The organism is Fodinibius sediminis (genome assembly GCF_900182555.1).
GTDB lineage: Bacteria > Bacteroidota > Rhodothermia > Balneolales > Balneolaceae > Fodinibius > Fodinibius sediminis.
Window position 1 is genome coordinate 1 of record NZ_FXTH01000032.1, and the last position, 11,489, is coordinate 11,489.

General features: G+C 37.0%; 8 protein-coding genes. 1 reads left to right on the forward strand and 7 read right to left on the reverse strand.

Annotated features, from left to right (window positions below):
• Window positions 1-87 precede the first annotated feature (87 nt).
• The 3 genes from FN808_RS18470 to FN808_RS18480 all read right to left on the reverse strand — a co-directional run bounded on the left by FN808_RS18470 (window position 88) and on the right by FN808_RS18480 (window position 6,044).
• Window positions 88-3,270, reverse strand: coding sequence for a type I restriction endonuclease subunit R (locus tag FN808_RS18470; protein WP_142716101.1), 3,183 nt, complete (start codon window positions 3,268-3,270; stop codon window positions 88-90).
• Window positions 3,271-3,358: 88 nt separating this feature from the next.
• The gene (locus tag FN808_RS18475; RefSeq protein WP_142716102.1) at window positions 3,359-4,486 is read right to left on the reverse strand and encodes a restriction endonuclease subunit S; all 1,128 of its coding nucleotides are present in this window, start codon (window positions 4,484-4,486) and stop codon (window positions 3,359-3,361) included.
• The gene (locus tag FN808_RS18480; protein ID WP_142716103.1) at window positions 4,479-6,044 is read right to left on the reverse strand and encodes a type I restriction-modification system subunit M; all 1,566 of its coding nucleotides are present in this window, start codon (window positions 6,042-6,044) and stop codon (window positions 4,479-4,481) included. The genes FN808_RS18475 and FN808_RS18480 overlap by 8 nt, the downstream gene beginning before the upstream one ends.
• 259 nt (window positions 6,045-6,303) lie before the next feature.
• Between FN808_RS18480 and FN808_RS18485 the strand changes: the two genes are divergently transcribed.
• A complete protein-coding gene (locus tag FN808_RS18485) occupies window positions 6,304-7,788 on the forward strand; it encodes a Fic family protein (RefSeq protein WP_142716104.1) in 1,485 nt (494 codons plus the stop codon).
• Between the two features lie 165 nt (window positions 7,789-7,953).
• On the opposite strand, the gene FN808_RS18490 is transcribed toward FN808_RS18485, so the two are convergent.
• The 4 genes from FN808_RS18490 to FN808_RS18505 all read right to left on the reverse strand — a co-directional run bounded on the left by FN808_RS18490 (window position 7,954) and on the right by FN808_RS18505 (window position 11,368).
• A complete protein-coding gene (locus tag FN808_RS18490; RefSeq protein ID WP_142716105.1) occupies window positions 7,954-8,889 on the reverse strand; it encodes a hypothetical protein in 936 nt (311 codons plus the stop codon).
• 18 nt (window positions 8,890-8,907) lie between these two features.
• Window positions 8,908-9,867 (reverse strand): hypothetical protein, encoded by a 960-nt coding sequence (locus tag FN808_RS18495; protein WP_142716106.1) that lies wholly within the window; start codon window positions 9,865-9,867, stop codon window positions 8,908-8,910.
• A 152-nt stretch (window positions 9,868-10,019) separates the two neighbouring features.
• Window positions 10,020-10,364 (reverse strand): hypothetical protein, encoded by a 345-nt coding sequence (locus FN808_RS18500; RefSeq protein ID WP_142716107.1) that lies wholly within the window; start codon window positions 10,362-10,364, stop codon window positions 10,020-10,022.
• A gap of 146 nt (window positions 10,365-10,510) precedes the next feature.
• Entirely contained in the window at window positions 10,511-11,368 is an 858-nt protein-coding gene (locus FN808_RS18505; RefSeq protein WP_142716108.1) for a hypothetical protein, read from the reverse strand.
• Between the last annotated feature and the right edge of the window lie 121 nt (window positions 11,369-11,489).

Here is an 11,489-nt window from a genome sequence, read left to right on the forward strand (position 1 = left end):
TTGTCTTGCGTAGTCATGGTGAGTCTGCGTTTAGTGATTAGGTTGTTGGATACTCTAATCTAACTAAACTGTCAGATTTCATCGTGACTACTTCACTTCATCTCTGTCAACGGGCGGATAATTATTTTCAGCAAGCAGAACTATTAGATCCGCTTTTAGTTCCGCCTTAATATCTTCTCTCCGGTTCCAATCAGTATATTTTGCCTTATCATCAACTACTTTTTTTACTTCCTTAGAAAGGTGAATGAGCTTTTCTTCGGGATATGTAAAATCGTATTTCTTCATAAGCTCTTTGAGGATGTCATAAAAGGCTTTCTCTTCGAAATCAATCCCCATTTCATTAAATGATTCCTTCTCTTCTCTCAAGTCATGGTATAGATCAATGATCTCATCTGTAAAATCCTCTAATACCTCACTTCGCAGGGTATCTGCTTCTTTACGTTCATTATATCGATCTACTAACGTTTTGAAGCGCTTTGAGAAATCGACTCCTTTTACCTTATTAACTTTTTTAAAGTCCTCAATAGCCTTCGCTAAAAGCTTTTGCAAGAGCTTAATCTTGGTATTCGGCAGCTTGATCTTCTCAATCTTAGCAAGGTAATCTTCATCAAAAATGTCGACCTGTTTAGCTTCCTCATTACCCAGCTTTGTAATTTCTACAACGCCTTCACTTTCGAGGGCATCCTCAATCATTTCTCTAACCCTAGCATTCATTTGGGCTGTATCGGGAGCTGAACCTCTGGTTAGTTTAAAGACAATTGAACGAACGGCAATATAGAAGTGAATATAGTCTCGCTCTTCTTGGGTAAACTCTTGACTGCCACAACAAATATCGTAGGCAGTCTTCATGCGTTTAACGAAAAACATAAACCGCTTTTCTAGTTCTTCAGTTGCCTGAACATATTCTGCGGCCATATTTAGAGTATGCAGTTGTTCTTGAGGCTTACCGTTGAAATAGGGCTTCTCATTAAACTTATGAAACATTTTATGTAAAAGATCCAAATGATCTTTTACGACCACAATAGATTGCTGAATATCTTCAAAATTCCTGGCATCAGATTTATTATAGTGCGCTAATGCTAAATTCATTTGCTTTCTGATGCCGATATAATCAACTACTAATCCTTTATCCTTACCCTTGTATTTTCGGTTAACTCTTGAAATTGCTTGAATCAGATTATGCCTTCTAATCGGCTTATCAATATACATTGTATCTAAGAATGGGACATCGAACCCAGTTAACCACATATCCACAACAATCGCGATCTTGAAGTTGGATTTCGGGTTCTTAAACTGCCGATCCAACTCTTTGCGATCATCCTTAGTACCGAGAAGGTCATATAATTCTTTGGGATCATCCTGGTTTCTCGTCATAACCATCTTGATCCGTTCTATTGGCTTGATCTCCCGACGTTCATTCTCTGTAAGCTCAACATCTTCTGCTGCCACTCTAATTTCATTCCATTTAGGACGCAGTGAAATTATGTTTTTGTACATCTCGTATGCAATTTCACGATTACTGCATACAAACATTGCCTTTCCTTTAACAGTGGCTCCTTCTTCTAGTCTTTTTTCATAATGATGAACAAAATCTTCGGCGACAGCTTCCAACCGATCTGAGTCGCCTAAAATCACATTCATTTTTGAATTGGCTTTTTTACTCTCCTCAATCTGATGTTCATTTGCTCCGTCATCCGCACATTGATCGTAATAGTTTTCAATTTCTTGCAGCTTTTTATTATCAAGTAATACTTTGGCAGCACGACCTTCATAAACGATACGAACTGTAATATCGTCAACTACAGATTCGGTCATCGTGTACTCATCAATAACTTCACCAAAAACATTTAAGGTGGCATCAATTGGAGTGCCGGTGAATCCTACATAGGTTGCATTAGGAAGAGAATCATGCAGATACTTGGCAAAGCCATAGGTTTTTTCTACACCATCAGAAGTAATCTTTACTTTTTGGTCCAGGTTCGTTTGCGTACGATGCGCCTCATCAGAAATACATATTACGTTGTTACGCTCGGTTAATAGCTCAGTATCCTCCGTGAATTTTTGAATGGTTGTAAGAAAAACTCCACCACTTTTGCGTCCTTGCAGTTTATCTCTCAGGTCTTCCCGTGTTTCAACACTGGCAACATTATCATCCCCAATAAATTCTTTAGCATTGGTAAAAAGCCCTGCTAACTGATCATCCAAATCAGTGCGATCTGTTATCAGAACGATTGTGGGACTAGAAAAATAACGACTCTTCATTAACAGTCGAGACAAGAAAAGCATAGTGAAACTCTTGCCAGAACCAGTAGCACCAAAATACGTTCCACCCTTTCCGTCTCCTTCTGGTTTTTGATGCTCAATGATATTATGGAATAGCTTATTCGCAGCATAAAACTGAGGATAGCGGCATAACACCTTTTTATCTCTTTTAGAACTATCAGGGAAGTAGATGAAATTTCGGACAATATTTCTAAGACGCTTTCGGTCAAACATTCCCTCAACCAATGTATAAAGAGAATCTATGCCATCTACGTCTTTTATCATCCCCCCGATTCTTCTCCAAGAATAGAAGTATTCATAAGGAGCAAAAAACGACCCGGCCCGACTATTTACCCCGTCACTGATAACACAAAAAGCATTGTACTTAAAAAGCTTAGGTATATCCCTTTTATATCTTGTGGTTAGCTGAGTATAGGCGTCATAGATTGTAGCTTCTTCACGTATAGCACTTTTGAACTCAAAGACTATCAGTGGTAATCCGTTGACATATAATATCCCATCCGGTTTACGCCATTCAGAGCCTTGAATCTTAAGCTGGTTGACAAATTTGTACGTATTTTGTGGCGCTTTATATGTTTCTCCATCCGATGCCGCTTCCCCAAATTGAGGATAGTTGTCTGTGGTTTGCATACCAACTTTTGATGGCTTCAATAAACCATTGTAATCAATAAGCTGGATAAAAAGGTCTTTCTTTCCCCGATCGTCTCTTTTTAATAAGAAACCATCAGAAATTCTTTTCATTATCGCTTTATTACTGTCATACAAGTCCAGCGTTGAATAGCTCTTCAGATCTAATATTATTCGATCTATTTCATCATCAGTTATATCCTCATCACTATAACGCCTAGATAAATACTCCCTAAGATCTTCTTCAATAAGAACCTCATCTGCTGGTATTGATACCTGCTCTCCCGGTATATGAGGGATACCCTCCTGTTCAAGAAGTTCTATTATAGCATTTTCTAACTGCTCTTCAGTGAATTTCATTTTCTCTGATTTGTACCGCTTTTAATTTTCTACAACATGATTACTCTCTTGACCCTATGTTTTAGCCAACATATTCATCATTCTTTATCTAAACCAACTCAGTTTCTTTGCCTTCAAGCTCCTCCATAACTCCCTTCATTAATACCGGACAAAGAGGTTTAACTATTTCCTTTAACTTTTTATTAATTCCTTTTCGATCTTTTACAGAATTATAAATAGTTACTATGGCCTCCTGAACTTCAATTGGTGGAACCGGAATTTTAACCCGACACATTTCTTCCCAATCGAAAGTTTCCCTGGCACTACCCCAAGAATGAAACCGTGCATATCGATCAAATTCCTCGCGTTGCAAAAACAAATATAGGAACTCGGGAATCAGTTTTTGTGGATCAGTGACTTCAAAAACGGTATAAATCGAAGACACAATACAAGGTTCTCCGTGATTCATAGCTAGAGCTATTTTATCACCTCTCCTGGAGGTATCTGACACATACACAAATTGCTCAGGCTTCAAGATTTTATAACTCGAAAAATCTACACCCGTTGTATTTGCTTTAGACTCAATAAGCTTTTTTTCAGTAGAAACCCCTTTTAAGTTTGTAATCTCTTTATCCGAATTTCTTAAATCACACTGATGTATAAAGTCACCTAACGGTTTCAGTTTGTTTCTGTTAATTAAGTCTTGCAAATAAGTATCACAAATTAGTTGTAAGTCATCTAAACTTGACTCATACGCCTTTTGATTCTTTTGAAGCCCTCGATATATGTCAACGTACTTCTTTTGTTTTTCTATTGAGGGTATCGGGATTTCAAGGTCACAAAATCGATCCCAATTTAATCCTCCTCTAACACTCGAGTCACAAAAAAACCAAGCTTGGCGATCAAGCTCCGGTCTTTGGAATTCAATCATCAAATATTCTGGATATAAAACAGATTCATCTTTGACTTCAAATACCTTATAAGCAGGAGAAACTATTGCCCTTTCCTCATCATCATATAATGCAATAGGAACTTTTTCATCCCGTCCAACATGCATTAGATTAGCAGCAAACTGATTTTTCTCAATCAATTTATATTTTACTAAACTATCCCTAGAAACATTAGCGATCGAAGGCATGAACTCGTTATCAATATTCACACCTAATAATCTTTCGACTTCAAGATCCGTATTTTTGTTGCTAACTGATCTTATATAGTCTCCTAATCGTTTATACATCTAAGCTATACCCCAACTCTTTAAATGCGTTCTTTAATTGATCTTGAGACTTCTTTTCTTCAGAAAGTATTGTTTCAATATTACTTTTAATGGTTTGCATTTCTTTATCAAAATCTATTTCTGCATCTTTATCCGTAAATTCAATATATCTGCTCGGTACTAGAGAGAAATCATTTTTAGCAATTTCATCAACATGAGCTGAATAACAGAATTCAGGAATATCTTTATACGTCTCCTTGTAGTTTTCCTGTTGCCAATTGTGGTAATTTTCTGTTACACGATCTCTTTCTTCATCTGTAAGCCTTATATATTTTTTCTCATACTCTTCTCCCCAGGTTCTTAAATCCATAAATAAGACTTCATCTTCCCGGTTACGATAGTTTTTTACTTCACCATTTATCTCAATATCTCTTGCCCTCTTATTTTTATTCAAGATCCATAGTGTAACACTAATATCAGTTGTATAGAAAGTATCCCTAGGAATGATTACGATAGCTTCAACTAATCGATTTTTTATTAGCTTTTTTCTTATGCTATGCTCCACTCCACCACCAGAAAGGGCCCCATTTGCAAGGATGAACCCCGCCACTCCATTATGTGAAAGCTTTGAAACCATATTCAATATCCAGGCATAATTGGCATTACTCTTAGGGGGTACTGCATATCCCTTCCATCGAGGATCATTCTTTAATTCATTTTTGCCCCGCCAATTTCTCAAGTTAAATGGGGGATTGGCCATAATGTAATCAGCCTTTAAATCCGGATGCTGATCTTTGGCAAAAGTATCGGCTGGTTCTTCTCCAAAATTTGCTGAAATTCCACGAATAGCGAGATTCATTTTTGCTAGCTTGTAAGTCGTGCTTATTTGTTCTTGGCCATATATGGAGACTTTCTTCTTATTTCCATTATGAGATTCGATAAATTTCACTGACTGTACAAACATACCCCCTGATCCACAGCAGGGATCATAGATTACTCCGCTGTATGGTTCAATCATTTCAGCAATTAGGTTTACAATTGTCTTTGGGGTATAAAATTCTCCCTTCCCTTTTCCTTCTTTAATTGCAAAGTTTTTGAGGAAATACTCATATACCCTTCCAATCAGATCTTGCTCTTCATCTTGAAGAGTGTCAATATTATTGATGGTATCAAGTAGTGTACCAAGCTTCTTTGTATCTAAATTGAGTCGAGAAAAATAGTTGTCAGGAAGAGCATCTTTAAGTGCAGGGTTATTTTTTTCAACAGTGTTTAAAGCAGTATCAATTTTAACTGCAATATCATCCTGCTTGGCATTATCTAATATATAAGACCATCGAGATTCCTCCGGAAGAAAGAAGACATTCTTCATGTTGTAAAACTCTTTCATCTCTAGATAATCTTCTTTCCCTTCCTCAATCAACTCTTCCCTTCGCTCTTCAAATTTATCACTGGCGAATTTCAGAAAGAGAAGAGCAAGAACTACGTGCTTATATTCTGATGGTTCAACTTTACCCCTTAAGCCAATTGCTGTATCCCAAAGTTTTTCTTCAATTGACTTGTCATTTTTTTTCTTTGCCATAGATGATTGTATATAAGACCTTTTTTAAATCTGATTTATCTAAACTAAATAGTTGTCAGTACCGAAAAGCTAAAGACGCCTAAATCTAAGTAATAAAGTTGTCCTTTTTAAACCATCGTTCTTTCTAAATGCTTAAAGAAGATGAGTTGATAGACAACTTTTGCACATGCCAAAATAAATAACTTAAATCCCATAAATTTAAATTACTTATTTATTAAATCCCGAAAGTTTAATAAATTGCCTAAAAAAGGTAGCTTAAATGGCAAATTTTTTAGATGACCTGCCGGAAGTATTCGTTTCCCATACGAATATTTCTTCCCAGGTATCGCAGGCAGCAGCACGCGGAGAACTTAAAAAAATCGGGTCCCGTCTCTACACAAAAAACCTGATCGATGACCCCAAAGTTATCGTAAAACGGCATTGGGCCTATTTGCTATCTGAATACTATCCCGATGCGCTGATTGCCGATCGGACGGCATTGGAAAACAAACCAGCAGAAGATGGATCGGTATTTATCGTCTCATCCAAAAAGCGTATTACCGAAATTCCCGGTTTGATTTTCAACCCGCGAAAAGGCCATGACCCGTTAGAAAGTGATCGTCCTTTTATTAATGGTCTCTACATTAGCTCGGAACCCAGAGCCTATCTTGAAAACATGCGGCCTTCCCGAGCTCGCAAAGGTTCCGTACCAAGGACGCTTCGGCAGGAAGAAATGGAAGAGCGCCTTGATAAACTCTTTCGGGTTCGCGGGGCCGACCATGTCAACAGTATTCGCGACCGTGCTAGGGAAATAGCCCCGAAGCTGGATATGCAAGAAGAATATGAAAAACTGGACGATCTAATTGGTAGCCTGCAGGGCACGCGCGATTCCAATATTAAATCAGATGTCGGGAAAGCCCGGAAATCCAAAAAACCGTATGACCCCGATCGTGTAGATCTGTTTCTTAAACTTTTTGAAGATTTATCGGATTTTGCCCCTCACACTCGTGCTGCGTCCAACCTTTCACAAGACGAAAGAGTAAACCTTTCCTTCTTTGAAGCCTATTTCTCCAATTTTATCGAGGGAACAGAATTTGAAGTAGATGAAGCTGCCGATATCGTCTTTAACAATGCGATACCGGCCGAACGTCCCGAAGATGCCCATGATGTGATGGGTACTTTTCGGATTGTTTCCAACTACTCAGAAATGGCACAAACACCCAAGGATTTCGACGAGTTTATTGCCTCGTTAAAGAATCGGCATTCTACCGTGATGGCTCTGCGGAAAGACAAGAAACCTGGAGAGTTTAAGACCAAAATGAATGTGGCCGGTAGCACTCAGTTTGTAAAGCCCGAGTTAGTCTCGGCTACCCTGGAACGTGGGTTTGAAATTTACCGCGGCTTGGAATATCCCTTCCAGAAAGCGGTATTTATGATGTTCCTGGTTAGCGAAGTGCACCCTTTTACCGACGGCAATGGCCGGATAGCTCGCATCATGATGAATGCAGAACTCGTTGCAGCTGATCAACAAAAAATTATCATCCCTACGGTTTACCGGAATAACTACCTGGCTGCATTAAAGGCTTTGACTCACAACCGGCAATCCGAAGCTTTGATACGAACCCTCGATTTCGGTCAAAAGTATGTGCAGGCTATCACTTGGGACAAGTACGATGAGGCACGAGCCCAGATGGAAGCTACCAATGCCTTTATGGATCCAACCGAAGCTGACCAGGAAGGTATTCGATTGCGCCTGCCTGCTTAGGTTCTACTTACATTCCTTAAATCCCGATAATTTAAATTAATCGTACACTAAAACCCGAAAGGTTAAATTCATTCACTTGGGCCACCTATTAAATCCAATTTTTTCGAATTTCTCTATTTCAAACGGTCAACCTTATGGGAAGCCTTTACGCGCCAGCTGTAATTCCTATTTTAATTTGTTGTTGCAATAAGCACAAAGAGGAGAGAGCATCATTTCACTAGGTGGAATTTTGTTGCCACAATTATCACAGAAGTGTTCAGCTTCGTAGCCACAAAATGCACATCTTTCTTCTTTTATAACATATGATTCCAAACCACATTCTGGACATGAACCATAGGGATATTCTAAACCATCGACATAAGATTTGTAATGTTCAAAACCTAGGGCAGTTTGCACAGCTCGTGGTATAATTCCTTGAGCTTCTTCTTTAGCACCACAGCTTTTACATTCAAAAATTAAATCCTGAATATCAGATGAATTAGGAAATAGCAGGTCGGAATCACAAAATACACATGTTATATCTTGGACTCCTTCGGTTAATACATCTGATCCCCAAGATATTTTATTGATTTTATTTAGGCACTTTTCCCTTTCGTTTTGGTATAGTTCTGCAACTTCTAACATTGCTGACCAAGTTATATGACCAAGCAAATCTACAGGATTTTCCTTCAGCTCATTTTCTATGAATGAGCTAATTATTGTAAAAGATTTAGCAATCAAATGTTGAATTCTACTGTGGTCATCTTCTGTATAATAGTGTTCAATATCATTTCTGATCTTGGATATTGATTCAAATTGTTCCCAATTGGTTTCAATATCAAGCTTATCAAAACGGTTCCGAATTTGATAAACATTAACAGTAGTTTTCCCTTGCCCGATGAATTTTACGATATCATCTTTATTTCTAGTGGGAACAATTTTCCTTTTTATAAGAACGTCATTACTATCATCAGGAGACAACCTTTTTAATGCCTCTTTATAGAGAAGTAAAATACCCGCATGGATATTTCTAACTGAAGATGTAAGGCGTTCCCTTGAACCTTCTTCAAAATCCTCTACACCAACTTTAATAGAATCAACTGCATTATTTAATAAGCTCATTTACGGATGTTTTAAACTTTAGGCCAACTTTAAATATTGGTCTGAAAGGCTACGAATTTTTTCGCCATCAATGAACACCAAATTATTTCTGGTAGAATGTTTTTCTATTTTTTCGCAAATTTTTTCAATTGCATTATTCGTAAATTTGCCAGAAATAATAATAGCCAGTTTTGAAATTCTATTTTTCTGTTTAGTATAGACATCATAAAAAGGCATTTTAAAAGCATCATCAATTTGTGCTATTATCTCATCAATATCTCCACCTGCTGAACCTGAAATATCCCCAAACTTAACTTGCGCGGCCCAAAACTCAATCTCCTGGAACTCAGTTATTCTATTAAAAAGAATATCTCTACCGTATTCTCTTTTCCCGTGATTATATTTAACACTATTGAATCCAATTTTTCTAATAATTGGAATTACAGTACGTAGTGTGAATTCCTTTTCATTTTCTGAATCTTCAGGATTCCAAATATTACGGCCAGCAATAATTTCAGTTGCTCCTTCAATTTCTTCTGAAATTTGCTCAGCCATTTGAGCAACTTGAATGAGTTTTTCATCTTCAAGTTCAGTTGCATATTCAAGTTGAATATAAACGCCATCATCATGGTAAGTTAATAGTTCTATATCACCAGCCTCTTTTGCTCTGTCTTCAATCACAGATTTTTTAGTTGTCATATACTCTTTCAGTCCAATTTTCCCATCCCAGTATTTTCGTGTAATAAGTTCAGAAAAAACTACCTGTACTTTATTTCCAGCTATTCTCTCAATTATTGTTGGAATACTATCAATTTCAATTACTCCATTCCTAATATTACGACAAAATTCAAATCGAGTACCAATTGGTAAGTTTTCGACTTTGCTATCCCCAATTAATTTCTTGGGCAGATACCATACTTCTAGGTCGGCTGTTTTAATAGATTCGCCATTGACATGTATATCAACAATTTCACCATCTACTTCTTCAACTTTTATCATATTTGAATTTCTAAATTTGGCCTAACGATATTACAATAACCGGCAGTCGCAACAGCGTTGAATTAACTGTAAAATGAAAGGTTAACTATTAAACGAAAAGGAGGCAAGGAATGGCGATGTGCGTCCCTTAATGGTTTAGTTGGCATGGAGAACTAAGAATTTGCAAGACGACTCACTATTTCTTCATAAACTTCTTGAGTAACTAATGCTGGGTAAAAAACACTTCGGGCGTCTTTACCTCCACTTGGGTCAACATAAATCAAACCTCTATATTTTTTTGAGCTAGCAGCATTATTTATAACTTCAGCGACATCTTCTGCCACATTTTCGATTTTTGTTAGGTCATAATTTGAATCTGGACGATTTCCTATAGGTTGGCTAATTGGTAGCTTATGAATAAGCCAGTTTTCTAATTGTTCAACAGTTAAATAAAATCCCGAAAACTCTTGTGAAGATGGTGCAGTAGAAGTAAGAATTCTTTGATCTGTAAGATCCATTTAAAAAGGTCAATTTATTTAAATGCCAACTAAGGACATTGCATATAAGGTACATACACATAACTGTTCAATAGCAACTAACAAAAGATGTATTTTAAAACCAAGAGTGGCAAAGAATTGGCAAGGTGTATACGCGGTTTAGCGCTCTACTTGAATGGTTGACGATCTATCCAGCTTTGCCATCGAATATGACCATCATCAAAACCTAAATATTTAATAATAACTAAGGGCATGAGTCGATTGAAATAACCAAAATAGTCATTCAAATTTAACTCTACCACATCTCCATTATAGTTTACCTCTGTTTTAGTTTGACTATTGTGAAATAGCGCATTCCTTAAATTTGAATAAGTTGATATCGATCTCCTTAAATTTTGTGGATTATTTTGTTTTACATCAAAACCTAACCCTATCAAAAATTGACTTATCGGTATTTCGGCACTGCTTGTATAATCGCTTTCACTAAATCTTGCTAGGGATTCAAGTGCTGAGAAAAGCAGATAATATGATACTTCCCTGAATTGTTTCCGTGCTCGAAAAACTTCGATTGTTTTAAAAAAAGCGATACGAAATACAGATCTATCCAAATTTCCATTATTACGATCTTTGGCTAATTCATCTAATGCTAATTTAGTAAAATCTTCACGTGAACTTTCAGAAAAGGCATCACTCATTATAACCTTTCCACCACCGCCATGTCTTTTCAAGCCATTGATTTGAGATGGAAGTTTTGAAATGGCCTCATGCATGTCTTTTGCTTGTATTTTATTTGCAACTATTACATCTCGATGATCGATAAATGCTAAGACTCCTTCTAAGTCAAATAGATCAATCTCAACTGTGCTTTTTTCATATCTTATGACGCCAGTTAAATGATAACAGTTTTCATCTTTGGAAAGCTTTTGAAGCTTAGTAAAGTCTTGATAAACTGGTTGAATAGTAAGACCATCGAGTTTCAAAGGTTTAGAAATCTCAAAACCATAAACACCTTCAAATTCTATCATAGTGTTTTGATGTAGAGTGCTAACGACCTCGTATGTTGATCACGAAGTTAAGATAGGTTGTATTATTGGGAAGATCTATCTAATTACAGATGTCTAAATATTAGGGGTGAGAGATAACTTA

Bases quoted from the DNA above. Each gene is read 5' to 3' on its own strand.
- FN808_RS18475 (WP_142716102.1), bottom strand. From the start codon at position 4,486: ATGTATAAACGATTAGGAGACTATATAAGATCAGTTAGCAACAAAAAT.
- FN808_RS18480 (WP_142716103.1), bottom strand. From the start codon at position 6,044: ATGGCAAAGAAAAAAAATGACAAGTCAATTGAAGAAAAACTTTGGGAT.
- FN808_RS18470 (WP_142716101.1), bottom strand. From the start codon at position 3,270: ATGAAATTCACTGAAGAGCAGTTAGAAAATGCTATAATAGAACTTCTT.
- FN808_RS18485 (WP_142716104.1), top strand. From the start codon at position 6,304: ATGGCAAATTTTTTAGATGACCTGCCGGAAGTATTCGTTTCCCATACG.
- FN808_RS18495 (WP_142716106.1), bottom strand. From the start codon at position 9,867: ATGATAAAAGTTGAAGAAGTAGATGGTGAAATTGTTGATATACATGTC.
- FN808_RS18500 (WP_142716107.1), bottom strand. From the start codon at position 10,364: ATGGATCTTACAGATCAAAGAATTCTTACTTCTACTGCACCATCTTCA.
- FN808_RS18505 (WP_142716108.1), bottom strand. From the start codon at position 11,368: ATGATAGAATTTGAAGGTGTTTATGGTTTTGAGATTTCTAAACCTTTG.
- FN808_RS18490 (WP_142716105.1), bottom strand. From the start codon at position 8,889: ATGAGCTTATTAAATAATGCAGTTGATTCTATTAAAGTTGGTGTAGAG.